At 56.7% G+C, this 22644-nt stretch carries 28 protein-coding genes; 16 read left to right on the top strand and 12 right to left on the bottom strand.

The genetic code is table 11. The features are described 5' to 3' along the window. Positions 1-12: 12 nt before the first annotated feature. From EPD59_RS22725 to EPD59_RS14915, 5 genes are all read left to right on the top strand, one after another. Positions 13-222 carry a hypothetical protein gene (locus EPD59_RS22725; RefSeq protein ID WP_240731440.1) on the top strand — a complete coding sequence of 70 codons (210 nt, stop codon included), beginning with the start codon at positions 13-15 and terminating at the stop codon, positions 220-222. 11 nt (positions 223-233) lie between these two features. Continuing rightward, a complete protein-coding gene (locus EPD59_RS14930; protein WP_240731439.1) occupies positions 234-647 on the top strand; it encodes a methyltransferase domain-containing protein in 414 nt (137 codons plus the stop codon). A gap of 67 nt (positions 648-714) precedes the next feature. Next, positions 715-1638: a citrulline utilization hydrolase CtlX gene (gene ctlX, locus EPD59_RS14925; protein WP_133273479.1), complete on the top strand. Its 924-nt coding sequence runs from the start codon at positions 715-717 to the stop codon at positions 1636-1638. Positions 1639-1675: 37 nt separating this feature from the next. Further along, positions 1676-2500 carry an alpha/beta fold hydrolase gene (locus tag EPD59_RS14920; RefSeq protein WP_240731438.1) on the top strand — a complete coding sequence of 275 codons (825 nt, stop codon included), beginning with the start codon at positions 1676-1678 and terminating at the stop codon, positions 2498-2500. 25 nt (positions 2501-2525) lie between these two features. Then, the gene (locus EPD59_RS14915) at positions 2526-3623 is read left to right on the top strand and encodes a DUF1624 domain-containing protein (protein WP_133273478.1); all 1098 of its coding nucleotides are present in this window, start codon (positions 2526-2528) and stop codon (positions 3621-3623) included. A gap of 54 nt (positions 3624-3677) precedes the next feature. Here EPD59_RS14915 and EPD59_RS14910 read toward each other — a convergent pair whose 3' ends face one another. From EPD59_RS14910 to pncA, 5 genes are all read right to left on the bottom strand, one after another. Then, complete coding sequence (locus tag EPD59_RS14910; protein ID WP_133273477.1) at positions 3678-4268, bottom strand: GNAT family N-acetyltransferase; 591 nt, start codon at positions 4266-4268, stop codon at positions 3678-3680. A 265-nt stretch (positions 4269-4533) separates the two neighbouring features. Next, complete coding sequence (locus EPD59_RS14905) at positions 4534-6057, bottom strand: malate:quinone oxidoreductase (protein ID WP_133273476.1); 1524 nt, start codon at positions 6055-6057, stop codon at positions 4534-4536. A gap of 238 nt (positions 6058-6295) precedes the next feature. Continuing rightward, positions 6296-7297, bottom strand: coding sequence for a mechanosensitive ion channel family protein (locus tag EPD59_RS14900; protein WP_240731437.1), 1002 nt, complete (start codon positions 7295-7297; stop codon positions 6296-6298). A 44-nt stretch (positions 7298-7341) separates the two neighbouring features. Then, positions 7342-7860, bottom strand: a complete 519-nt coding sequence (locus tag EPD59_RS14895; protein ID WP_133273475.1) for a 2'-5' RNA ligase family protein — start codon at positions 7858-7860, stop codon at positions 7342-7344. Then, positions 7857-8498: a bifunctional nicotinamidase/pyrazinamidase gene (gene pncA, locus EPD59_RS14890; protein WP_133273474.1), complete on the bottom strand. Its 642-nt coding sequence runs from the start codon at positions 8496-8498 to the stop codon at positions 7857-7859. Before pncA ends, EPD59_RS14895 begins: the two co-directional genes overlap by 4 nt. A 188-nt stretch (positions 8499-8686) precedes the next feature. Here pncA and EPD59_RS14885 point away from each other — a divergent pair, with 188 nt between their 5' ends. Next, positions 8687-9502: a class I SAM-dependent methyltransferase gene (locus tag EPD59_RS14885; protein ID WP_133273473.1), complete on the top strand. Its 816-nt coding sequence runs from the start codon at positions 8687-8689 to the stop codon at positions 9500-9502. Here the strand turns inward: EPD59_RS14885 and EPD59_RS14880 are convergent. Next, the gene (locus tag EPD59_RS14880; RefSeq protein ID WP_133273472.1) at positions 9499-10380 is read right to left on the bottom strand and encodes a hypothetical protein; all 882 of its coding nucleotides are present in this window, start codon (positions 10378-10380) and stop codon (positions 9499-9501) included. The two genes, EPD59_RS14885 and EPD59_RS14880, sit on opposite strands and share 4 nt — an antisense overlap. Before the next feature lie 278 nt (positions 10381-10658). On the opposite strand from EPD59_RS14880, the gene EPD59_RS22720 reads away from it, so the two are divergent. Both EPD59_RS22720 and EPD59_RS14875 read left to right on the top strand, forming a co-directional pair. Continuing rightward, a complete protein-coding gene (locus EPD59_RS22720) occupies positions 10659-10979 on the top strand; it encodes a spore photoproduct lyase family protein (RefSeq protein WP_240731436.1) in 321 nt (106 codons plus the stop codon). Next, positions 10976-11758 (top strand): spore photoproduct lyase family protein, encoded by a 783-nt coding sequence (locus EPD59_RS14875; RefSeq protein ID WP_240731435.1) that lies wholly within the window; start codon positions 10976-10978, stop codon positions 11756-11758. The genes EPD59_RS22720 and EPD59_RS14875 overlap by 4 nt, the downstream gene beginning before the upstream one ends. A 40-nt stretch (positions 11759-11798) precedes the next feature. Here the strand turns inward: EPD59_RS14875 and EPD59_RS14870 are convergent, their stop codons facing one another. From EPD59_RS14870 to EPD59_RS14860, 3 genes are read right to left on the bottom strand one after another with little or no spacing between them, the layout of a single operon-like run. Further along, complete coding sequence (locus EPD59_RS14870; protein ID WP_133273471.1) at positions 11799-12632, bottom strand: T9SS type A sorting domain-containing protein; 834 nt, start codon at positions 12630-12632, stop codon at positions 11799-11801. Beyond that, positions 12629-12907, bottom strand: coding sequence for a hypothetical protein (locus EPD59_RS14865; protein ID WP_133273470.1), 279 nt, complete (start codon positions 12905-12907; stop codon positions 12629-12631). The genes EPD59_RS14870 and EPD59_RS14865 overlap by 4 nt, the downstream gene beginning before the upstream one ends. A gap of 56 nt (positions 12908-12963) precedes the next feature. Continuing rightward, positions 12964-13323: a hypothetical protein gene (locus tag EPD59_RS14860; RefSeq protein WP_133273469.1), complete on the bottom strand. Its 360-nt coding sequence runs from the start codon at positions 13321-13323 to the stop codon at positions 12964-12966. A gap of 259 nt (positions 13324-13582) precedes the next feature. Here EPD59_RS14860 and EPD59_RS14855 point away from each other — a divergent pair, with 259 nt between their 5' ends. Then, positions 13583-14383 (top strand): PhzF family phenazine biosynthesis protein, encoded by an 801-nt coding sequence (locus EPD59_RS14855; protein WP_133273468.1) that lies wholly within the window; start codon positions 13583-13585, stop codon positions 14381-14383. Positions 14384-14391: 8 nt separating this feature from the next. On the opposite strand, the gene EPD59_RS14850 is transcribed toward EPD59_RS14855, so the two are convergent. Both EPD59_RS14850 and ruvC read right to left on the bottom strand, forming a co-directional pair. After that, positions 14392-14607 (bottom strand): KTSC domain-containing protein, encoded by a 216-nt coding sequence (locus tag EPD59_RS14850; RefSeq protein WP_133273467.1) that lies wholly within the window; start codon positions 14605-14607, stop codon positions 14392-14394. 17 nt (positions 14608-14624) lie between these two features. Then, complete coding sequence (gene ruvC / locus EPD59_RS14845) at positions 14625-15245, bottom strand: crossover junction endodeoxyribonuclease RuvC (RefSeq protein ID WP_133273466.1); 621 nt, start codon at positions 15243-15245, stop codon at positions 14625-14627. Positions 15246-15327: 82 nt separating this feature from the next. Between ruvC and EPD59_RS14840 the strand changes: the two genes are divergently transcribed. The 7 genes from EPD59_RS14840 (at position 15328) to EPD59_RS14810 (ending at position 21076) form a co-directional block, all read left to right on the top strand. After that, positions 15328-16551: a lysylphosphatidylglycerol synthase transmembrane domain-containing protein gene (locus tag EPD59_RS14840; RefSeq protein WP_240731434.1), complete on the top strand. Its 1224-nt coding sequence runs from the start codon at positions 15328-15330 to the stop codon at positions 16549-16551. After that, entirely contained in the window at positions 16520-17272 is a 753-nt protein-coding gene (locus EPD59_RS14835) for a glycosyltransferase (RefSeq protein WP_165963616.1), read from the top strand. The genes EPD59_RS14840 and EPD59_RS14835 overlap by 32 nt, the downstream gene beginning before the upstream one ends. A gap of 32 nt (positions 17273-17304) precedes the next feature. Then, positions 17305-17535 (top strand): hypothetical protein, encoded by a 231-nt coding sequence (locus tag EPD59_RS14830; protein ID WP_165963615.1) that lies wholly within the window; start codon positions 17305-17307, stop codon positions 17533-17535. Between the two features lie 81 nt (positions 17536-17616). Continuing rightward, on the top strand, positions 17617-18189 hold the full coding sequence (locus tag EPD59_RS14825) for a c-type cytochrome (RefSeq protein ID WP_133273462.1): 573 nt from the start codon (positions 17617-17619) through the stop codon (positions 18187-18189). Positions 18190-18245: 56 nt separating this feature from the next. Further along, complete coding sequence (locus EPD59_RS14820) at positions 18246-18503, top strand: hypothetical protein (protein WP_133273461.1); 258 nt, start codon at positions 18246-18248, stop codon at positions 18501-18503. Beyond that, positions 18503-19696: an ABC transporter permease gene (locus EPD59_RS14815; protein ID WP_133273460.1), complete on the top strand. Its 1194-nt coding sequence runs from the start codon at positions 18503-18505 to the stop codon at positions 19694-19696. Before EPD59_RS14820 ends, EPD59_RS14815 begins: the two co-directional genes overlap by 1 nt. 141 nt (positions 19697-19837) lie before the next feature. Continuing rightward, positions 19838-21076 carry a PP2C family protein-serine/threonine phosphatase gene (locus tag EPD59_RS14810; protein WP_133273459.1) on the top strand — a complete coding sequence of 413 codons (1239 nt, stop codon included), beginning with the start codon at positions 19838-19840 and terminating at the stop codon, positions 21074-21076. A gap of 60 nt (positions 21077-21136) precedes the next feature. On the opposite strand, the gene EPD59_RS14805 is transcribed toward EPD59_RS14810, so the two are convergent. Beyond that, complete coding sequence (locus EPD59_RS14805; protein WP_133273458.1) at positions 21137-22612, bottom strand: O-antigen ligase family protein; 1476 nt, start codon at positions 22610-22612, stop codon at positions 21137-21139. Between the last annotated feature and the right edge of the window lie 32 nt (positions 22613-22644).

Genomic DNA, 22644 nt, shown 5'->3' with positions numbered 1-22644 from the left:
CTACTCGCCTTTATGGCTTCTGATTCACTTTTTCCTGAGGCCGCTTTTCGCCGCACCGACGAAACTCCCGACGCGCAGTTTTACCAGCAGCCCCGCTTCGTAACGCACATCGACGAGGGCGCAATTGCAGCCGTAACGCAGTTGTACCGCGAGTATTTCCCGTCCAACGGCACGCTGCTGGATTTGATGAGTAGCTGGGTGAGTCATTTGCCCCCGAGGTAGCCTATCAACGCGTGGTAGGCTTGGGCATGAATGAGCAGGAGTTGCGCGCTAATCCGCGACTGGCAAGCTACGTGGTGCAGGATCTGAATCAGGAGCCGATGCTTTCCTTCGAGGAAAATGAGTTTGATGGCGCCGCCATTTGCGTATCCGTGGATTACCTGACGCGGCCCGTGGAAGTGTTGCGCGACCTGGCCCGGGTGCTTCGGCCGGAGGCGCCCGTGGTCATTACTTTTTCCAACCGCTGCTTCCCCACCAAAGCCGTAGCCGCCTGGCACGCCCTCGACGACCGTGGCCATCTAGCCCTCGTGAAGCAGTACCTGCTGGCTGCTGGCCACTGGCACCAGATTGAGCTACTCGACCGCAGCCCGCAGCCCCACCGCAGTGACCCATTGTTTGCCGTAATCGGGCGGGTGCAAAAACCGTAGAATATGCGCGCTGCTGGCGTGGCTGGAATGACTTTCTTTGTGTGAAAAAAGCCCCCCAGTCCCGCCTATGCAGTCTGCTTCTACCGTTTTTCTCGTTCGGCCCGTTCAGTTTGGTTTCAATACCGAAACGGCGGCGTCTAATCATTTTCAGCAGACCATAGCCGGGCTGGAGCAGGAGGCAATTCAGCAGCAAGCATTTGCTGAGTTCGATGCGGCCGTGGCCAAACTGCGAGCACACGGCGTGCGCGTGCTGGTATTCGACGATACCCCCGCGCCGCCCAAGCCCGATGCCGTGTTTCCAAACAATTGGCTTACCCTGCACCCCGATGGCCGCGTGGTGCTGTACCCCATGCACGCGCCCAATCGCCGGGCCGAGCGGCGACCGGATATTCTGGACTCGTTGCGTAGCCAATTCACGGTTCGGGAAGTCATCGACTTGTCCTATCACGAGCAGGAGGGCCGCTTTCTGGAAGGCACCGGCAGCATCATTTTCGACCATGAACACCGCGTGACCTACGCTGGCCTTTCGCCCCGCACCGATGCGGATTTGTTTCAGCAAGTAACCAGCCTACTAGGTTACCGCCCGGTGTCTTTCCGCGCTACCGATGCGCAAGGCCACGCCATCTACCACACCAACGTAATGCTGTGCGTGGGGGGCAAATTTGCGGTCATCTGCCTGGAAAGCATAACCGACCCCGCCGAGCAGGCAGCAGTAACAGACGCGCTGGTCTCCACGGGGCACGAAATTGTGACTATATCGCTGGCGCAGGTGGCCCATTTTGCCGGCAACATGCTCACGCTACAACCCGCCGCTGCTGGCCCTGAGCTATTGGTTATGTCGCAGAGCGCCCACGATGCGCTGACTAATGACCAGCGCCAAACCCTCAGCCGCTACTGCACGCTGGTTCCGCTGCCCATTCCCACCATCGAAACCGTTGGAGGAGGCAGCGCCCGCTGTATGTTGGCCGAGGTGTTTCTGCCCTTCGCCTAGGGGGCTTTTTTCGAGTTTATAAGTCAACAGTCAGCGTGTGATAAAATCCTATATGCCGATAAGAATAGCCGCAGTTCTTAGTCTTACGCTACTAGTAAATAGCTGCGCCGACAGCAGCCCGAAAACAGGACATCCGACACCAGTACCACAGCAGCTAGCCGAAACAGCCAAAGGGGAGGTGAAAAGCTACCAGTTGGCGCTATTCGATGAAGCCCGCAACCGGGCTGTGCCAGTAGCCATATATGAGCCGGGCTCGGGGGCAAAGCGGAGCCCAGAAAAGCGGCGAAAGCTCAAGCTGGCCCTGCTGAATCATGGCTATGGCAACCCGAATACGAGCTATAAGTTTGTCGCGTATAATCTGGTGGCGCAGGGCTACTTTGTGGTAAGTATTCAGCATGAGTTGCCCAAGGAAGCGCCCATGCCTACCACCGGCAATCCGCAGCAGGTGCGACGGCCTTATTGGGAGCGAGGTGTGCAAAACATGTTATTCGTGCTGCAAACCCTCAAAAAGACCAATACTGAGCTGGACTTTAGAAACCTGCTGCTAGTAGGCCATTCCAACGGCGGCGATATGGCCGCGTTGTTTGCCCAAAAATATCCGCAACTGGTGCGCGATGTGGTTACGCTGGATAACCGCCGCATGCCGCTTCCCCGCACCCGCCGCCCGCATATCCTAACCATTCGCTCCAGCGACCAGGTGGCCGATGACGGCGTGCTGCCGACGGCCGCCGAACAGAAAAAATTCGATATTCAGATCGTCAAAATGGAAAATATGACCCATAATGATATCTGGGATGGTGCCACCGACGAAAAAAAGCAGGAGATAAATCAGGCGATTAATAACTTCCTGAAAACGAAGTAGTCAGCTTGCCCAACCCGCCATCTCTATGCAACAGGTTTCTACTGAATATGCAGTGCCCGTGGCTACACGTGCGACCGTATCGCGGGTGCAGGCAATTGACATCGTGCGGGGCCTAGTGATGGTTATCATGGCCCTCGACCATGTCCGTGACTTTTGGAGCCCCACCACCATTCGACCGGAGGATGTGGCTCAGACAACCGTGTTGCTGTTTTTTACGCGCTTCATAACGCATTTCTGCGCACCAACTTTCGTGTTTCTGTCGGGTACGAGTATCTGGCTGTATCAGCAGAGGCAACCTGACAAGATGCGGGTGAGCTGGCACTTGCTCACGCGCGGCCTCTGGCTGGCGCTGCTGGAAGTAGTGTTAATCAGCTTTATGCTGTTCTGGGGCTATTCGATGGTGCTATTGCAGGTAATCTGGGTGATTGGCTGGAGCATGGTGGCGCTGGCCGGCCTGATCTGGCTGCCGCGCTGGTTGTTAGCGGTGCTGGCATTCGTCATTATAGCCGGGCACAATATGCTGCCCAACATTCAGCCTGTCACCGCCGATAATGTGGCCCTGGCGTTGCTGCATAATGGACCGTTTGTCTTTAACGCGCCGCCCTTGCCTCCTGTGTTGGTCGCCTATTCATTTGGACCGTGGCTGGGTGTGATGCTGGCCGGATATCTGATTGGGCCGTGGTTTAAGCTGCCGCTCCCGCAGCGTACGCGCCTGTTGCGCCTCGCCGGGATAGCCTTGCTTGTGTTCTTCGTAGCATTAAGGGCCACCAATTGGTACGGCGACCCCACGCCCTGGAGCCCCCAGCCACGCGGACTGATTTACAGCGTCCTGTCGTTTATTAATATCACGAAATATCCGCCTTCCCTGCTATTTCTGTGTCTCACGCTTGGCATTTCTCTGCTCTTGCTCTCTAGCGTTGAAACGGCTACAAATCGGCTAAGCCAATGGCTGCGCACCTATGGTCAGGTACCATTTTTCTACTACATCCCGCACCTGTTCCTCATCAGCTTCGGGGCGCTGCTCTGGTCGATGGTGGCTTTCGGTAAGCCCATTAATCTGTCCTTTACGCCCCCGCACAGTGGCCCACCGACTACCACCCGAGCTTGCTGCGAGCCTATATAGTGTGGGCGGTAGTGGTGCTGCTACTGTATCTGCCGTGCCGGTGGTATCAGGGCTTCAAGCAGCGGCACTCGTACTGGTGGCTGTCGTACGTATAGCCTCGACTTCGACAGGCTCATTAGCCAGCCGCCACTCGTCTTCCAGCATGGCCATTTCTACTAGTGACCAGTAGCCGTCCTTGTAGCGCACAACATCGCGCATAATGCCTTCGGTTTTGAGGCCGGCTTTCTTGTAGCAGCCAATGGCCGCTTCATTGAAATCGTACACACCCAAGCTGATGCGGTGCAGGCCCAACTCCTCGAAACCGATGCGCAGCACGGCCTTAACCATGCCTTGGCAGTAGCCGCGGCCGCGGGCAGCGGTGTTGCCAATGAGTACGCGTGTGATGCGGGCGGCTTTGTTCGTCTCGCTGAAGCTTCCCAAGGAAATATGCCCCACGGTTTCGCCGGTGTCGGTGTCGATAGCCTTGTAGATAAACGCATCCGGGTCGGTCAGGTCATTGGCACCTTCGATGTACCAGGTGAGACTCGCTTTGGTGAGGGGAAACGAAAACAGGGAGCCGCTCCATTCTTTGAGAAGCTGCTCATTATCAATCCACTGAATGAGTTGTTTGAAATCGGCGGGGGTAAAATATTCAAGCTTAATCATCAGAAAAACTCCGGGTAGGTGGGAAGCACAGGTGGGCACTTGAGAACTGTCAACTACTAAGCGTAGATGGAGTTCGCAAAAAAGAAAACTAATGTACGGTTCTGCTTGCTTAGCTTCCTAATCAGGAAAAACCAGGGCCCATACCTGCGCATCCGGCAGCACTGAAGCTAAGCTATCAGAGATACCAAAACCTGCGCATATTCGTTCGGCTGCGCCCCAAAAAAGCCCCCAGCCGAGACTGGGGGCTTTTTTGGGGCGCAGCAACTTATTTGCTGCCGAGCGGAGCATCTACGCTCAACTCCAGCACGGCGCTGGTATGGGTACGGGTTTGCTCTACTAGCTCCGGGTTGTCGGCCAACGACTGCCCGAAGGTGGGAATCATCTCGCGGAACCGTGCCTGCCACTCCGGCGAGGTAGCCTGCGCGGGGAAGCACTTTTGAATCAGGCTGATCATAATGCTGACGGCCGTAGAGGCGCCGGGCGATGCGCCCAGCAAAGCCGCAATGGAGCCGTCAGCGGCGCTTACCATCTCAGTGCCGAACTCCAGCACGCCGCCCTGCTTCTCGTCCTTTTTGATAACCTGCACGCGCTGCCCCGCTATTTCCAGCTTCCAGTCTTCATTCCGAGCGGTGGGCAAATACTCGCGCAGCGCTGCCAGCCGGTCCTGCGGCGACTGCCGTACCTGGTTGATTAGGTAGCGGGTGAGAGGCAGATTTTTGGCCCCCGCGATGAGCATAGGCTTCAGGTTGGTGGCCTTGATGGAGCCCGGCAAGTCGAGGAAGGAGCCAAACTTCAGAAACTTGGTGCTGAAGCCCGCATACGGGCCAAACAGCAGCTCACGCTGCCCGTTGATCACGCGCGTATCGAGGTGAGGTACCGACATGGGCGGCGAGCCGACGCTGGCTTTGCCGTACACTTTGGCCTGATGCTGCTCTATTACAGCCGGGTTCACGCACTTCAGCCACTGCCCACTCACGGGGAAACCGCCAAAGCCTTTGCTCTCTGGAATGCCCGAGGCTAGTAGTAGGGGCAAAGAGCCGCCGCCCGCCCCAATAAACACGAATTTGGCGCGGAGCTTTAGCTTTTCGCCGGTAGCACGATTTTGGGCCCTCACCCGCCACGTGCCGTCGTCCTTGCGCCGTATCTTATCTACCTCGTGGCCAAAGTGGAACGCAACGCCCGGCTTCTCCTGCATGAGCGTGAACATGCCGCGAGTGAGGGAGCCAAAGTTTACGTCGGTGCCTAGGTCCATGCGGGTGGCGGCTACTTTCTGGCTGGGGTCGCGGCCTTCCATCACCAAGGGCATCCACTCGCGGAGCTGGTCCGGGTCTTCGGAATATTCCATGCCCTGAAACAGTGGCGACTGCACCAGCGCCGCGTGGCGCTTGCGCAGAAAATCCACGTTTTCATTACCCCACACAAAGCTCATGTGCGGGATATGATTAATGAATCGTTGGATGCCTTCAACGTGGTATTGCTCGGCCAGAAAGGCCCAGAATTGCTTCGACACCTCAAACGACTCGGCGATGCCGATGGCCTTGCTAATGTCTACGGAGCCATCGGCGCGCTGGGGCGTGTAGTTCAGCTCGCAAAAGGCTGAGTGGCCGGTGCCAGCATTATTCCACGCGTCGGAGCTTTCGGCGGCGGCTACGTCAAGGCGCTCAATGACGGTTATCGTAAGGTTCGGATCCAGCTCCTTGAGCATAATGCCCAGAGTAGCACTCATAATGCCGGCCCCAATCAGCACAACATCGGTGGTGGGGTCGGAGGAAGAAGTATCTATGTTCATCGGTATAAAATGATCGTCCTCACAGCGTACGAGGGAAGAAAAGAAAAGTAGCAGACTGCCAGCTAAGAGTGCCTTTTGATTGAATTTTAGATTGCTCAAATGCTTTGTGCGAAGGCTGGGGGCTTTTTCTAAGCATTCTCGCTTGAGATACCGGAAGCAGTGGACAGCAACCGATCATCGGTATCGACTACGGAGCGGGTTTTGGGCAGAGAGCCGGGATAGTTCTGCTGAATGAAGGCTACCAGCTTTTCCCGGACATGGCAGCGCAGATCGAAGGCACGGCCGGCGTCGCCGGCGCTGACCAATGCCCGCAGCTCCATGGTGCGCTCCTTGGAATCGGTGACCTGCAACACGCACACGCGCTTGTCCCAGAGGGATGATCCGTCACAATTCGCTTCAGCTCTTCACGCACCGCATCCACGGGAATGCTGTAATCGGTGTAGACGAACACGGTGCCGATGAGCTGCGAGGTGTTGCGGGTCCAGTTTTGGAAGGGTTTCTCAATGAAATACGTGAGTGGCAGCACCAACCGGCGCTCGTCCCAGATGCGCACCACCACATAGGTAAACGTGATTTCCTCCACCTTGCCCCATTCGCCTTCCACCACCAGCACATCGTCAAGGCGGATAGGCTGGGTAAAGGCTAACTGAAAGCCAGCCAGCAAGTTGCTGATGGAGCGCTGGGCCGCAAAGCCGACAATAAGGCTGGCAATGCCCGCCGAAGTCAGCAGGCCCGTCCCGATTCTGCGAACCGTGGCAAAGCTCATCAGCACCAGTGCCACGGCCACAAACACGATGAGCGACACTACTACCTTCCGCACAAACTGAAGCTGGGTAAAGAGCTTGCGCACCCGAAAATTATTCTCTTCGTCGAGACGATAATGCTGCAGCACCAGGTCCTCTACCACATTTACGGTCTTCACTAGGCCCCAGGCGAAGGAAGCAATAAGGCTGGTTTCCACCACCCGGCGCAGCACTTCGAAGGGGCGGGCCGTGAGCGGCACCAACGGCAGCATAAACGAGAGCACCAACACCGGGAAAAAGAAGGCGCTCGGCTGGTTTAGATGCCTGACAATAGACCGAATAAGTAGCGGAGTATCGGGCCGCTTAGCGTACCTGTTCAGCACCCCAAAGAACAGATACTTTAAGATGAGTCCACCCGCGAGGCCGCCCGCCACAATACCCAGCGTGGTCAGGATCTCGCGCCATTGAAAGGATATTTCCCAGGTCATGTCTTTCATAATCAGGAGGCTGGCGCCAAGTGGCGGCAAAGCTGAATGGCAACCTAGGGTTGCTGAAAATCAAAGGTTTGAATAGCCTCCCAAGGCCCGCCCCGATACGCCCACAGCTGCAAACCCGTGCCCGTAGCCTCAAAAGGCACAAAGTCGGCTTTGAGCTGTTCGTACAGGGCACGCGCCTGCGCCGGGTCTACTTTATTCTGCACCGTTACGTGGGGCCGCAGCTTCTGCTGATCTTGGGGCGTGAGGGCGGGCTGCCACGTTAGCTGCAACTCGCGGTGTAAAGCCTGCAGGGCATCATTTTCAAGTGCATAAGCTACGCCGCGGCCCATGAACCGCAGGCCCGTAACCTGCAACGTTAGCGGGGCGTGTTGCCGGCACAGGGTGGCTAGTTGCGCTTGTAAATCGGAGCGCCGGGCGCCGGGCAGGTGGTGAAACAGCGTGACGTGGGCCGCCAGAAAGTTGCGTTCGGGCGGGAAATGCTGTTGGCGCAAGCCGTTGAAGAAAGCAAACGACTCGGCATCGAGCGCTAGGGTCAGAATGAGTGGGGCGTCGGCGTCGGTCATGCTTGGGCGGGCTGGGGGGCATTTTGGAGTGAGAATACCTCGGTGCTGCTGATAATTTTGCCCCCCAGATTTTCCAGGTCGGCTTTAGCTCGCTCACAACCCTCCTGATTTATCGGGCGCGTGGCATCTTCTATCAAAAACGTCTCAAATCCTTCCTGCAGTGCGTCTTTCGCGGTGAAATACACGCAGTAGTCGGCAGCCAAGCCGGCCACATATACTGAGGTGATACCGCGCCCAAACAGGTAGGCGGCCAGGCCGGTAGCTTTGCGGTGGCCGTTGTCGTAAAATCCGCTGTAGCTGTCAATCTCCGGGTCGGTGCCTTTGCGGAAAATAGCCTCAACCTGATTCGTGTGAAGCTCGGGGTGCAACTCGGCGCCGGGCGTACTCTGCACGCAGTGCGCAGGCCACAGCACTTGCGCCAGCCCATGCAACTCGGTTTCCTCAAAAGGCTGGCGGCCTGCATGGTTCGCGGCAAAACTTTTATGGTTGGCGGGGTGCCAGTCCTGCGTGGCTACTACTAGCTCGAAATGGGGTTGGAGCCGATTCAATAGCGCCACGATTTCGTCGCCTTCAGGCACTGCCAGCGCGCCACCGGGCACAAAATCATTCTGAACATCAATGAGTAATAAGGCTTTCATGTAATATTTAGACCTTAGAAGTAAAAATTAGGCGACTATTTACATGGTCGTAATGCAGAGCGACAGCGAAGCATCTCGCGTGCTGACACGGGAGTAATACTCTCACTACCACGAGCGAGATGCTCCGCCTCTGCATGACGGTCGAATTTCTACCATTACGATAAAACTGATCAAACAACAGCGAAATCATGGAAACGCCCGCAAACTATACCGAGCTGAACCGCCAGCTTTGGAACGCAAAAACCGACTACCACGTGCAGTCCGAGTTTTATGATGTGGAGAGTTTTCTGGGGGGCAAATCGTCGTTGAACGACGTAGAATTAGGTTTGTTGGGTGATGTGCGGGGTAAATCAATTCTGCACCTGCAATGTCATTTCGGGCAAGATTCGCTGTCGCTGAGCCGCTTGGGTGCCCACGTAACCGGCGTCGATTTGGCCGACCAAGCCATTGCTAAAGCTCGTGAGCTTGCGGCGCAGCTGGCGTTGCCGGCCGAGTTTGTGTGCAGCGACGTGTACGAGCTGCCAAATAACTTGGAAGGGCAGTTTGATTTCGTTTTTACTACGTACGGCGTGCTAGGCTGGCTACCCGATCTGGAGCGCTGGGCCGGCGTGGTTAGCCATTTTCTGAAGCCGGGAGGCAAATTAGTGCTGGTCGAGTTTCATCCGGTGGTGTGGATGTTCGACAACGATTTTACCCGCGTGCAGTACTCGTACTTCAACCGGGAAACCATCACGGAAGTCGAAACTGGTACCTACGCCGACCGCGCCGCGCCGCTGGAGCAAACCTCCGTTTCCTGGAATCACGACTTGGGCGAAGTATTAGGTAGCTTATTGCACAACGGTTTTGCTATTAAGCACTTCGCTGAGTACGATTATTCGCCTTACAACTGCTTTGCGCACATGGAAGAGGTAGCCGAGCGCAAGTATCGTATCCAGCACCTAGCGGATAAGCTGCCCATGATGTACTCGGTGGTAGCCACTAAGGCAGCAGAAAACCAGCCCTAAAACTTGCTCAGCTCGGCTACTACCGATGTTTCGCTCATCTCCGTGAGAACAGGACTAAAGCGCTGCCCTGCCTGGATAATGACGGTTTGCTGACCCAAGTAGAATTTGCCCCCCGCGCCCCGCAATACCACCACCGTAGCTTCCGTACCCGTCGGGACGTTGGCTAGGCTGAAGCTATTCGGGCCGGTAGCATGGAACTGCGCTACAGCATTATAATCGGCGAAAACCAGGTAAACCAACGTCTGTTGTGGGTCTTGAGCGGCGGCATCCACGGTCACTTGAAGCGTGGTAGTGGCCGTGCCGGTGTAGAGTTGGCGCTGGTAGCTCACCCAGCCCATACTTTGATTAAACAGCTCATGGTTGAGCACGGCCAGCAGATAATCGGGCGAATCAGGCGTCAGTCGTATACCCAATTGCACAGTCGATTGCTGGTCGGTGGATAGCTGCCAGGTAAATGGATCGGGGAGGAGCGGCCCCTTTACTGAAAACAACCGCATATCCGTCAGCCGGCTCAGCCGGGCCGGACTACGACTGGCCAGCCCGATACGAACTCGCGGAACAAGCTCCAGTGCGCGGTTATCCTGGGTGGCTTGCAGGTAAAATTGCCCCCCAGACTCCAGAATAAGCTCATCGGTGCCGCTGGGAATGCCACTGAGCAGCATATCTTTTTTGTCCAGCACCTCCCGAAACTCCAGGCGCACCGGTGCGTCGGAAAGCTGTAGCCCGCCCAGCGTTACAAACGCTTCGGCCCCAAGCTCAATAGCGCTGCCACGCTTGGAAACGTAGCGCGGAATGCGGCGCGGGTTATAAGTGAAAAATTCGGGGGTTACCCCGTTGCGCATCTGAAATGCAACCAACGGGTTTTGAGTAGATGGCATGACGGCGGCCGGGTCTGTGCTTTTCTCGCAGGAGCTCAGAGCCCAGCAGCTCAGCAGTAAGACGCATACGCTGCGGAATATCGTGACCATCACAGGTAATGTAAAAAATAATCAACCGCGGCCAAAAGATAATGTTGTAAGTGGCTGATAAACAACCGCGAACAAGTAGGTTGGATAGTTGCTTAATTCACCCTTGAAGGACCTAAAACGGCCCAAGAAACGTTGTCAAGAGCAAGCTAAAACCAGCTCCTGATGCTCGAAAATGCCCCCAGCTTACCTTGTTCGACTCCTTACCTGTACTCACCGAAACACCCACTTCGCAGCCTGCTATTCTCACGCGTTCGGCGCGGGTGTGGCTGCCCAAGCGCGTGCTCTTTACCCCCGACGCGCTAGAAGAAAAGTTTGGCCAGCAGATGTACGAGCGTATCAGCGCCGCCGGTCTGCCCATCGAAATTCTGAAAAGCAACCGCCTGACTGGCCTGCGCGGTGCCGATGAGCGCGAAACCTACCGCAACGCCAAGAATACCTTGGCCGTGGTAAAAGCCCCCCGAGCGCCTTCCGTCTCCAGCCCATTCCGCCTTCCGCCGACTGGCAGATGAACCTTGCCGAAGGCTGCCCGGCGCACTGCCAGTACTGCTATCTGGCTGGTAGTCTGCAAGGTCCGCCGGTGGTGCGGGCCTACGCCAATCTGCCGCAGATGCTGCAAAACACGGCTCAGTATGAGCAGGCCGGCAAGCTCACAACCTTCGAGGTGAGCTGCTACACCGATGTGCTGGGCATTGAGCATCTGACCGGCAGCTTAGCCGAGTGTATTCGCTACTTCGGTACCCGTGAGGGGGCGCAGCTTCGTTTCGTGACCAAGTATGACCAGGTTGAATCGTTGCTGGATTTGCCTCACAACGGGCAAGTGCGCGCCCGCATTAGCCTGAATGCGGAGCCCGTAACGCGCCGCTTAGAGGGCGGCACGGCTTCTTTGGAAGCGCGTTTGCAGGCATTGCGTCAGCTGGCCTTGCCACCCGAGCAGGGTGGCGGCGGCTACCGCGTAGGGGCCGTAGTGGCGCCCATTATGCCTATTCCTGATTGGCGCGACCATTACCGCCACCTGCTCGACCGCCTGGCCGCTACGCTCGATTTTGACTGCGACCTTACCGCTGAGTTTATCAGTCACCGCTTTACGCCCGGCTCCAAGGATGTGCTCCAGCAATGGTACCCGAATATGTCGTTGGACTTGGATGAGAGCACGCGCGCCCAGAAGCGCAACAAATTTGGGGGCGTGAAATATGTGTATCAACCCGAGGACATGCGCACGCTTAAGCAGTTCTTTTACCAGGAATGGCAGCAGCGCTTTCCACACGCCCCTGTGCTGTACTGGACCTAATTTCTATAAAAAAAGCCCCCAAGCGTTTTGGGGGCTTTTTTTATGGTTGAATGACCAGCTTCTGCATTTCGGATCGTCCGGTGGTTGAAACCTTGATGTGGTAGACGCCCGCGGCCCAGTTGTGGGTGTTTACGCGCACGGTGCGTTGCCCTTCCAAGGATTGCGTCCAGACTTGCTGACCCAGGCTGTTCTGTACTTGTAGGGTGCTACCGGGCGCGGCTAATTGCGGCAGCTCTACGGCAAATTGATCTTGGGCCGGATTAGGATAAACGCTGATAGCCTGCTGCGCCGGCTGAAAATCGACTGACTTGATGGGCGAGAATGCGATGCTGCCATCGAGGTCTACAATGGCGAGCCGGTAATAATTCGGGCCCGTTTGCGGGGCTTCATCCACGAAGGAGTAGGTGCGGCCCTGGGGGGCGTTTGCGGCTTTTACCGAGCCGATGGCTGCCCAAGCTTGGCCGTTGTCGGTGCTGCGCTCCACGCGGAAATTATCGGTGCCGATTTCGGTGGCCGTGGCCCAGCGCAACGCTACGCTGGCGCGTTCGGGGCGCGCGTCAAAGTTGGTAAGCGTGACGGGCAAGGGGCGATTAGCCAACAGCGTGCTGGCGTCGCCGCGAAACAAGCCTAAGCCGGAGTTGAGCGTTACATTTAGGTAGTTCCCGGTGGTCGCATCAACCTGATACATTTCACCGGCGTTCGGTCCGCCATCCGTGTTGATAGCGAAAAGTGTGTTGTTTTCGCCCGAGAACATGGCGCCGAGCTCCGCCCGAACGGGAAGCGGTACAGTAGGCGTGGTTACGCGTACCACCGGCGAGCTACGTATGTTGCTGACCGTCAGAAACTGGCCTTCCACACCGAGGTAGCTTTTCAATGTTGGCTGCCCATTTTCCCGCACAAATACCCAGTCCCGGGGCCTCCACTGAGGTCTGGGTTCGTAATATTATCGTTGATGGCCTCCACGTAGTTCTCTATGATGGCGGCCGTGGCGGGGTCACTTATATCGGCTCGGCGCCAAACAGGCTCGGTCAGATCGGCGCCATTGAGATTTATCTCCCCTACATACAAGCGTGGATTATCAACCACAAAGCGAACGGAAGGGGGGAAAATAGTTATCACGGGCCGGATGGTGACTACTAAGCCAGCCACGAAATAATTGGCATTGTCGCCCCCAGCCCCGATGAAGTTTAGTGTCGCTGCTTGATCTAGGAAAGAAGAAGTTGGTGGACCGGAAATGCCCCCAGGGTAGTTGTAAGGCCGCTTTCAAGGTCAATGCGATACAAACTGGGAGCCGAAAGCGGTGTTGCCAGAATCGCGTTCATGGCAAAAGCGCTGCTCGGGTCAGTCGAGTTGTGGCCGAGTGCGTCGAAGATAGTTGTACCATCGGACGCTCCTAGCGTACCTACTACCTGCGTTTGCCCATTGGGGAGAATGCGCCGGAGCACCGATGGATTGCGCTGGGCAGCCGGACCAAGCGAGGTGACAGCGAAGCTGTTAGGGGATATCTGAGCTAATAGAGATGGCGTAAACGCCAACAAGACCAGGACTAGTAGCACGTTTTTCATGGCGAAAACAGAATAGTTGTTCGTGTAGCATGCCGGGGAATAAGCAGAGTAGGATAAGGGCGGCGCTGGAGCCCAACGGGAACTGAATAGTAGTGCGTAAGTACTGTTCAGCTTCGTGAAGAAGCACTTTCAGGTAGGCGCAGGCCCACGTACCTAATTTTACGAATTTTTTTCTAAGCTGGCCATTCCTTCTACTTTTGATTTGTGCTATTCGCTCAGCGGCGTATGCGTTCCCCACTTTTGCCCCCCACTATCTGCTATGTTGCTGCCTCTCTACCAAATAGACGCTTTCACTGACCGCATCTTCGCTGGCAATCCGGCCGCCGTGTGTCCGCTTACGGAGTGGCTGTCCGCCGATACTATGCAGGCCATTGCGGCGGAAAACAACCTCGCCGAAACGGCTTTTTTTGTCCCCCGGGCAGGGGCGGAAGGCCACTTCGAAATTCGCTGGTTTACGCCGGCGGTGGAGGTCGAGCTGTGCGGACACGCCACGCTGGCGTCGGCCCACGTGCTGCTACGCCACCTGAATTTTAAGGGCCAGGAAATCACGTTTCACTCCAAAAGTGGACCCTTGCACGTCAGTCTACAGGACAACGGCCGCCTCACGCTAGACTTTCCCAGCCGTCCGCCCCAGCCGTTAGCCACCGCGCCCGATGGCCTGATTGACGGGCTGGGTGCCACACCTCTCAAGCTGCTGGCTGGCCCTGATCTGGTGGCTTTGTTTAACTCCGAAGCGGAAATACGCGCTATTCATCCCAACCAAGCGCATTTGGCAGAAGTGCCATACCGGGCTATTATCGTGACGGCGCCCGGCAGTGGCGACATTGACTTTGTCTCGCGCTTTTTTGGTCCCCGCGTGGGCGTTCCCGAAGATCCGGTGACAGGCTCGGCCCACACCACGCTTATCCCGTACTGGGCCGATAAGCTGGGCAAAACCGAACTGCGCGCCCGGCAAGTATCGCCCCGCGGCGGCGACCTGTGGTGCGAGCTGCGCGGCGACCGGGTGCTCATCAGCGGCTATGCCGTGACGTATTTGAAGGGCGAGATTGAGATAGGCTAAGCCTGAGCTTACTTCACTTGCTCGCGGGTGTAGCCGCTTTTCTCCACCACCTGTTCCACAAAAAGCGCTTTGCCCGGCACCGTCAGTAGCGCCTGATATACCGCTGTGCTGGCGCCCGTGTAGCGCACCAGTCGACCGTTGCGATACTCAATTTCCAGTGTCAGAGTAGCTGGGTCGTAGCCAATGGCTTTGAGGGAGGTGGAACGAACAGGCTGACGCTTCATAGATGTAATAAGCTGAGCTACTTGGTTTTGGCTGCCGGCTTCTTGCGGGCTACCGTGGCCAACTTGTCGGGGTTGTCGGCCAAGAACTTGCCCCAGCTTTTGCCCCCCGCTTTCAAGTTGTTGCCTTTCTGATAGTGGTGGCAAAGCGCGACAGCCAGCGCGTCGGTGGCGTCCAGAAACTTGGAGGCTTCCGCAATGGGAGGCAGCGTCAGCGTTTGGCGCAGCATGTGGGCCACCTGCTCTTTTGTGGCTGTGCCCGTACCCGTTACCGACTGTTTTACTTTGGTGGGCGCGTACTCCACGTACGGAATCTGGCGGGAGAGGCAGGCGGCAATGGCCATGCCCTGCGCCCGACCCAGCTTGAGCATACTCTGCACATTTACGCCGTAGAATGGGGCTTCGATGGCCAGCTCATCGGGCAGGAACTCATCAATCAGCTCCAACATTCGCTCGAAGATTTTCTTCAGCTTCAAGGCATGATTCGAGCCCATCTTCTGCATATCAATTACGTCGTATTGCAGCACCTTCACGCGCTGGCCCTGCACCTCAATCAGGGCGTAGCCCATAATATTGGTGCCAGGGTCGACGCCCATGATAATTTTGGGCAGCAGATCGGTGGGGGAGACAGGCAGAATCATTTGGTGGCTGAAGGTAGGCGGTAGCGGGGCACAAGCCTATCCTTGGATTTCCATCGGTAACTTGCCGCCTTCAACTGAATGCGTGCTACCCGCTTTGCCCAACCACCTTCTACAAAACTACGCCCAAAAGCTGGAACGCGCCACTCGCCGCCGGGTGCTGGTGGTGCTAGGCAAGCTACTCATCACGGCCCTGACTCTGGGCTTGCTCTACCATTCCGTGTTCACCACCCCCGATACGGCCGCAGCTTGGCGGGGACTACTGACGTCGGCGCTGAGCGGCGCAGGGCGCGGACCGGTGCTGCTGGCCCTTGCGTTGGTGCCCGTCAATTGGGGGTTGGAGGCCTGGAAATGGTGGCGTTTGGCCCGACATCTGGAGCCGGTTTCTTATCGGCGCAGCTTCCGGGCGGTGCTGGTGGGACTTACGTTGGGCTTCGTAACACCGAATCGTGTAGGTGACTATGCCGGCCGGATTATGGAACTGAAAAGTCGGCGACTGGATGCGCTGGGGGCCGTTTTTCTGGGGCGCTACTGCCAGTTGGTGGTTACAATCTTGGCCGGTACGCTGGGCTTGCTGTACTTTCTGCTGACGTTTTATGTCGCTGATTATCCAGCTACTGGCCTGGGCTTAGTGGTAGCTGCATTACTAATTAACGCCGCCGTACTGCTGCCCCTTTACCGCTCGCGGCTTCTGCTGACGGCTTTGGGGTTGGTGCGTCCTCTGCGGCGTTTGCAGCCTTTTCTGGCCGTGATGCCCACCTATCGGGCGCGGGCGCTACACGCGGTGCTAGCCATCTCGGGGCTGCGCTACGCGGTTTTCTGCCTGCAATTCGGGTTGCTGCTGGTTGCGTACGGGGCCCGGCCCAGCGTGGGCCCCGCACTGGCGGCTATCAGCAGCACTTTTTTGTTAAAATCCCTGGTGCCTTCTCTGAATGCCCTGGCCGACGTAGGCGTGCGGGAACTGTCGGCTACCCATTTATTTGGCTTGCTGGGGCAGGAAGCGCTGCCGGTATTGAGCGCCAGCCTGAGCTTATGGGTGCTAAATATTGCCCTGCCTAGTGCCGCCGGATTGTTGTTTGTACTCCGGCTGAAAGTCTTTCGCAAGAAAAAAGCCCCCAGCGGTCCGCACCTGCTCTATGAACGGCTGGGGGGCTTTTTTCTTGGTTCTGCCGGCGCTTTATGCCATCCTGATGGTGCGGCTGCGCCGAAGCTGGCAGCAACTGCCGATACTCCCGAAGCAGGAGAGCCAGCTGCCAATCCACACCGCCGATGCGCCTTTGTTTTCCGTCTTGGTAGCTGCTCGCAATGAAGGGCTGATGTTACCGTTGCTGCTGCACGACATAGCCCAACAAACCCTGCCCGGTACCCACTTTGAGGTCATTGTGGTAGATGATGACTCTGCCGACAACACAGCGGCCGTCGTGGAGGGCGCGGCTCAACACAGCTCATTTGTGCTCCGTCTTATAACGCTGCAAGACCAGCCCGGCGCACCAACTGGCAAAAAAGCTGCCTTGCAAGCTGCCCTGAGCGTTGCCCGCGCCCCGTGGGTAGTCTGCACCGATGCCGACTGCCGCGTGGGTCCCGACTGGCTTGGTAGCTATGCTTCCCTTATTCAAACGGATGCAGCCGTAAAGTTCGTCAGTGGGCCGGTGCTTCTTACAGGTGATAATTCCTTGCTTAGCAACCTAATGGGGCTTGAATTCGCGGGCCTGGTAGGGGTAGGAGCGGCCACCATCGGTCAGGGGCAGCCTACCATGTGCAACGGGGCCAATTTGGCTTACCATCGCGAGGCCTTTGCTGCTGTGCAGGGCTTCAGCGGCAACGAGCACGTAGCCAGCGGCGACGACGAATTTCTGCTGCATAAGCTGCACGCTGCTTTTCCCGGCAGCATCCGGTTTTTGAAAACCCCGCGCGCCATTGTACGCACCGCCGCACCGCCTACGCTCCGCACCCTGCTGGCGCAGCGGGTACGGTGGGCCAGCAAGTGGCGGCACTACCAGCAAAAAGCCCCCAGCGCCTGGCTTTGCTAGTACTTGGGGCCAACCTGAGCTTACTCGTAAGCTTGTTGTTGGTTGTTATGTATCCGCAAGTGTGGCCCTGGACCTTGGCTGCCTGGGCATTAAAGCTCGGCGCCGATGCTTGGTTCTTAGCTCCAGTGCTACGTTTTTTCGGCCAGCAGCGGTGGCTGAGCTACATTGGGTTGCTCCAAGTAGCTTATGCGCCTTACGCACTGCTAACTGGCTTGCTGGGCTTGCGTGGGGAGTATGTTTGGAAGGGGAGAAGGATGAAATAAAGTGGGTAAAACAGTTGAGTTTGCGGCATTTGTCAGCGACCTTATCTCCTGTTACCAACGGCCTGTAATGGCCTCAAAATAATGAGACAAGGACTACTGGCCGGTGTAATTCCGGTGGCGCTGGCATTACTCGTATGCACGATGGGCGTACTTTTCCTCTCCGCGGTTGGTTTACTCCATAATCCGGCAAACGCAATCCCCACTGCCGATCTTAAAGCAACTAGTCTGATGGCGTTGGATTCTATAGAGCAGCCCGTCGCAGCTCAGGATTCTTTGAGTAACTCCTTGTCCGAAGCCGACCTTATGGCGTTTACCGCGGGCCAAGAATTATTTACGAATAACTGTACCCAATGCCACGCCATCAACGAGGTTGTGGTAGGACCCGCGCTAAAAGACATACACGAACGTCGACCTATTTCCTGGCTGATTCCCTGGATTCAGAATTCCAGCAAGATGGTGGCTGCGGGTGACGAACACGCCGTGAAAATCTATAAACAGTATCAGAAACAGGAGATGCCCAGTTTTGCGCTGACCGATGTGGAGATTCAGCAGCTGGTTAAATACATTGAAATTGAAAGCTCAAAGAGAGAGTACCTCGGTGGATGTGTTTTCCACGGAGTGGAAGAGAGAGTAGAGCAACTTGCTCTGCGCTAATCCCACGCATCAACAGTACATTTGCTTTCTCTCCTTCCGCCCCGTAGCCCGCTGCCGTGACTGATTCTGAATTCGACATCCTCGACGAGCTGTACTTCGTCACTTCCTTCCGCGATTTGCTGCAAAAAACCAGTTTGCCGGCTCCAACTCTAGAGAAAGGGCTGCGCAATTTGCTAGAGCAGGAGTACATCAAATCGTTCTACCCCGATCCCGATACCGAACAAGCCTACGAGGTTACGTCCTTCGGCGCCATCTGCCGCGACAGCTTCTATTTGGCCACCAAAGCCGGTTTGTTGGCTCATAATACTCGCTAATGGTGAAGGCTGCCCCGGTTTTGGCGCCCGTAGCGCCCACTACGCCGCCGGCCCGGCCGCCTGGCTACTACGTGCGCCAGCGGCTGTGGCGCAACGGGCCGGCTATGTTTGGGCTGGGCTTCATCCTGATCTGTACTCTAATAGCACTGGCTGGCTACTGGGTGCTGCCCGATAATTCGCCCAATGCCAACAATGGATTGGTGCAGTTGCAAAAGGAACCACCCGGTTTTTCAGCTACCGTACTGCGTCGCCCATTATCGGAGGCAGCCCAGAGCACCGACTCGGATAATATCTTTCGTACCTGGCTTCGGGGCCGTGCGCCGCGCTTCCAAGAGGTACCCATTGGTGACTATAAAGTGGTCGGCGATTCAGTCCTGATTCAACCATATCGCAACCACTCGGCCCTCGCCGATTTGCCAACGCGCTACTCCCTGGCTGAGCTAGTGGGCAAAAAAGCCCCCCAGACGGAGCTAAGGAACGTTGTAGAAAATGAGCGCATCATCAGGCGGACGTACTGGCTGGGGACCGACAAATCGGGTCGCGATATGCTGAGCCGCCTGCTCCTGGGTACGCGCATCTCGTTGGGTATCGGGCTGGTAGCCGTATTGATTTCCCTTACCCTGGGCATGCTTATCGGGGCGGTGGCGGGCTACGTGGGCGGCTGGGTCGATAGTGTGCTGATGGGCCTGATGACGGTGGTATGGAGCATTCCGGGCATCATGCTGGTTATTGCCATTTCGCTGGCGCTCGATAGCAAAGGCGTCTGGACTTCCTTCGTGGCCGTGGGCCTTACGATGTGGGTGGACGTGGCCCGCGTGGTGAGGGGGCAAATGTTGAGCTTGCGCGAGAAAACCTTCGTGGAAGCGGGCCGCGTGTTGGGCTTGCCCCAAAGCCGCCTGATAGCCCGCCACCTGCTGCCCAACATGACCGGGCCGCTGATCGTAATTGCGACGAGTAACTTTGCGGCGGCTATTCTGCTTGAGGCCGGCCTGAGCTTTTTGGGACTTGGTGTACAGCCCCCGGCTCCTTCCTGGGGCCTAATGGTGAATGAAGGCTTCCAACTTTTAGGTACCCAAGCTGGACTGTGGCTCACGCTGCTGCCGGGTTTAGCCATAAGCTTATTGGTTCTGAGCTTCAACCTGTTAGGCAACGGCCTGCGCGACGCTTACGACCCCAAAACACCGCTGAGCTAGCGCCTCGCTGCGGCGAAACTGCTAGTATCCGTTCGTATTTTGAAGTACTTTCAACCCAAGTGCACGTAGAGACTACTCATTTTTACTCCTTGGCCTACAGCCTTTCAGCTGCGTGCACTCCACAATACACTACTTAACCTCATGCCTACTCCGCAGGCCATGTCGCCGGAAAAAAAGCTCTTCTTACGCGAGCGGGAACTGAACGCATTGCTGGAAATTACCCAAGCCATCAATCACGACCCCACGGAAGACGCGCTTTATAAAATCTTTCAGTTCACCCTGCTCGGACAGCTCAACATTCGTCGGCTGGTACTCTATGTAAAGGAGGAAGGCGATTGGGCGTGCATGGTATCGTTTGGGTCCGATTTGTCTGACTTTCGGCGCATTCCGCTCCCTGAGGCCATCAGTGACAATTGCACCAATTCCCCTTGCCCGGTGCCTGCCCTGAATCTGGGGCCGGAATGGCAAAATCTGGAAACCGTCATTCCGGTCGTCAACAATGGCAATGTGCTGGCTTATGTGCTCATCGGCAACGTACAGGCCGATTACGTCAGCGAAGAGGCTACCAAGTTTCTGGAAACCCTCAGCAATATCTTGGTAGGCGCCATCCAAAACCGCCGCTTAGCTAAGCAGCGCATCGAGTCGGCGGCCATGCGCAAGGAAATTGAGATTGCCCAGGAGGTGCAGACTATGCTCTTCCCGCGCCAGCTACCCAACGATGCGGGCGTGGCCGTGTGCGCCAGCTATGTGCCTCACACGGCCATCGGCGGCGATTATTATGACGTGGTAAATATTGATGCCAAACGTTTTCTGTTCTGCGTGGCCGACGTGTCGGGTAAGGGCGTGCCGGCCTCGTTGCTCATGTCGAATTTTCAGGCGGGCCTGCGGACGCTGCTACGCCAGCAGGCCGACCTCTCCACGGTAGTATCGGAGCTGAATAATCTGATTTATCGCAATGCCGTGTCGGAGAAGTTTATCACGGCTTTTTTCGGCATTTACAACCGTGCTACCCGGGAGCTGCAATACGTGAGTGCCGGTCACAATGCCGCCATTCTGCTCCCCGATTCCGGTCCGCACCAGCTCTTATCGGAAGGCACCACCATGCTGGGTATTTTCGAGGACCTACCTTTCCTGCACGTGCAGTCGCTCACGGTACCGCCTCGCTCTCTGCTACTTACCTACACCGACGGCCTGACGGAAGTATTCAACGCAGCGGGTGAGGAATACGGCGAAGATGGCGTTATCGAGTTCTTACGCCGCTCGCGCTATCTGCCGCTCAAGGTACTGCACCAGGAAATTCTCAAAGAAATCGAAGCCTTTAACGAAGATGGCAACTCCTTCGCCGACGACGTAACGATTCTGAGCTGTCGGTTTAAGTAAGCCGGCATTCATAAAAAAAGCCCCCCAGCATAATACTGGGGGGCTTTTTTTATAGAGAATTTATTCTTCAAGTGCTACTTTCTCGTCTTTGATCCAGCCTTCCGCTCGCATCAACAAGGCAAGAGCGATGTAAAAGAAGGAGCCAACCTTGTCGACTTCCACCAACTCATTGAGCAGCAAATGAGTGATGATTATAAAGAGCGATAAGCCAGCAGCCAGTACCACGCGCCGATGCTCAGCCGAGTGACTGCGGTGGTAGAGGCGCTCCACCATCAATAAGGCCGCGGCCACCAGAATAGCGAACAGCAGGAACCCCGGAATCCCTTGCTCGGCCAGCATCAGCAGAAAGTAGTTGTGCGTAGTAGATTGTTCCGGGTTGCGGCTGACGTAGGTTCGGAAGCTGGTGACCGTGTATTTCTTGTATTCGGGGTAAAAAGTGTTGGGGCCGCTGCCCGTAATGGGCCGGTCGCTGATCATACGGGCTGCTGCCACCCAGCGGTACACCCGTTCCATACCCGACAGATCTTCCAGGTTGTAGGTAGCTTCCAGATGCTTGCCGAAGTCGTCGCCATAGAATACGGTTTTCTCGTAGTCGGGCGCGTAGAGCATGTAGTTATTCTGGCTCACGAAGTAAAAGGCCGCCGCCGCCGCCGCCAAGGATGCCCCGATAAGCGCCAAGCGCGTGAGCCGCCAGCGAATAACAAAGTAAAAACCAACCGCCAACGGTAGCGACGCCATAGAGGCCCGCGTGTAAGACAGTACTACGCCCAGCAACAGCATGCCAAAAGCGGCCCGCCACAACCAGCGCCACAGCAGGCCAAGGTCGGGTTGCCGGGCCGCGTATAGCGCGTACGGAATCAGCATGGATAGCGTGGCGGCGTAGGCTACGTGGTTTTTATAAAAGGGGAGGAGTGCCGGGTTTATGCCATCAAAGGAGAAGCCATAGCCCGCGTGCCGCGCAAAGGTGTAGAGAAAGGTGAGGCACGCCCCGGCCACGTGGCATGCCGCTATCCGCCACACGTCGGAGGGCCGGCGCACGACAGCCAGCGTCACGAACACGAACGGCACAATGTACCAGGTCTTGGCCAGTAAGTACTTGATAGACTTGGTCGTATCGACCGAGAACAAGGTGACGACAGCGGCCCAAATCAGCGCTTGCCCTATGATAATGACGAGCGGATGCACCCAAAACCGTCCTTCTACCGTGCTTCGACCCAAGAGCATATTTACGCCGAAGCACGCCAGGAGCACCAGCATCAGCGGCTCGGTGGGCACGTCCATACTCAGGCCGCCGGGCAGTGGAATTTCCATAGAGAAAGCCAGCGTGAAGAGCAGCACATAGTACACCCAGCGCCAGTCAACCACTAGTACAGCCAGCCCTAGGGCAGCCAGCGGCAGAGCCATCCACAGTGGCGTATTAAAGGCCAGTGCGCAGACGCCAGCAATCAGCAGAATAGCAACGAACGCCAGAAATATGCGGCGGTCGGCGGCGGGAATAGCCGAGTTGGTGGTCGAATAAGAAGATTTGCCCCCCATACCTTAGCTTGAAACGAAAAGCATAGTTTGTG

It is taken from the genome of Hymenobacter radiodurans (genome assembly GCF_004355185.1).
Lineage (GTDB): Bacteria > Bacteroidota > Bacteroidia > Cytophagales > Hymenobacteraceae > Hymenobacter > Hymenobacter radiodurans.
This window is presented reverse-complemented; position numbering and strand designations above follow the sequence as displayed.

What these genes read in the sequence shown, in the direction of transcription:
- EPD59_RS14805 (WP_133273458.1), bottom strand. Translation starts at nt 22,612, where the DNA reads ATGGGGGGCAAATCTTCTTATTCGACCACCAACTCGGCTATTCCCGCC.
- EPD59_RS14810 (WP_133273459.1), top strand. Translation starts at nt 19,838, where the DNA reads ATGCCTACTCCGCAGGCCATGTCGCCGGAAAAAAAGCTCTTCTTACGC.
- EPD59_RS14910 (WP_133273477.1), bottom strand. Translation starts at nt 4,268, where the DNA reads ATGATTAAGCTTGAATATTTTACCCCCGCCGATTTCAAACAACTCATT.
- ctlX (WP_133273479.1), top strand. Translation starts at nt 715, where the DNA reads ATGCAGTCTGCTTCTACCGTTTTTCTCGTTCGGCCCGTTCAGTTTGGT.
- EPD59_RS14895 (WP_133273475.1), bottom strand. Translation starts at nt 7,860, where the DNA reads ATGACCGACGCCGACGCCCCACTCATTCTGACCCTAGCGCTCGATGCC.
- EPD59_RS14860 (WP_133273469.1), bottom strand. Translation starts at nt 13,323, where the DNA reads ATGAAAAACGTGCTACTAGTCCTGGTCTTGTTGGCGTTTACGCCATCT.
- EPD59_RS14885 (WP_133273473.1), top strand. Translation starts at nt 8,687, where the DNA reads ATGGAAACGCCCGCAAACTATACCGAGCTGAACCGCCAGCTTTGGAAC.
- ruvC (WP_133273466.1), bottom strand. Translation starts at nt 15,245, where the DNA reads ATGATTCTGCCTGTCTCCCCCACCGATCTGCTGCCCAAAATTATCATG.
- EPD59_RS14915 (WP_133273478.1), top strand. Translation starts at nt 2,526, where the DNA reads ATGCAACAGGTTTCTACTGAATATGCAGTGCCCGTGGCTACACGTGCG.
- EPD59_RS14905 (WP_133273476.1), bottom strand. Translation starts at nt 6,057, where the DNA reads ATGAACATAGATACTTCTTCCTCCGACCCCACCACCGATGTTGTGCTG.
- pncA (WP_133273474.1), bottom strand. Translation starts at nt 8,498, where the DNA reads ATGAAAGCCTTATTACTCATTGATGTTCAGAATGATTTTGTGCCCGGT.
- EPD59_RS14815 (WP_133273460.1), top strand. Translation starts at nt 18,503, where the DNA reads ATGGTGAAGGCTGCCCCGGTTTTGGCGCCCGTAGCGCCCACTACGCCG.
- EPD59_RS14855 (WP_133273468.1), top strand. Translation starts at nt 13,583, where the DNA reads ATGTTGCTGCCTCTCTACCAAATAGACGCTTTCACTGACCGCATCTTC.
- EPD59_RS14850 (WP_133273467.1), bottom strand. Translation starts at nt 14,607, where the DNA reads ATGAAGCGTCAGCCTGTTCGTTCCACCTCCCTCAAAGCCATTGGCTAC.
- EPD59_RS14875 (WP_240731435.1), top strand. Translation starts at nt 10,976, where the DNA reads ATGAACCTTGCCGAAGGCTGCCCGGCGCACTGCCAGTACTGCTATCTG.
- EPD59_RS14900 (WP_240731437.1), bottom strand. Translation starts at nt 7,297, where the DNA reads ATGAAAGACATGACCTGGGAAATATCCTTTCAATGGCGCGAGATCCTG.
- EPD59_RS14880 (WP_133273472.1), bottom strand. Translation starts at nt 10,380, where the DNA reads ATGCCATCTACTCAAAACCCGTTGGTTGCATTTCAGATGCGCAACGGG.
- EPD59_RS14825 (WP_133273462.1), top strand. Translation starts at nt 17,617, where the DNA reads ATGAGACAAGGACTACTGGCCGGTGTAATTCCGGTGGCGCTGGCATTA.
- EPD59_RS22725 (WP_240731440.1), top strand. Translation starts at nt 13, where the DNA reads ATGGCTTCTGATTCACTTTTTCCTGAGGCCGCTTTTCGCCGCACCGAC.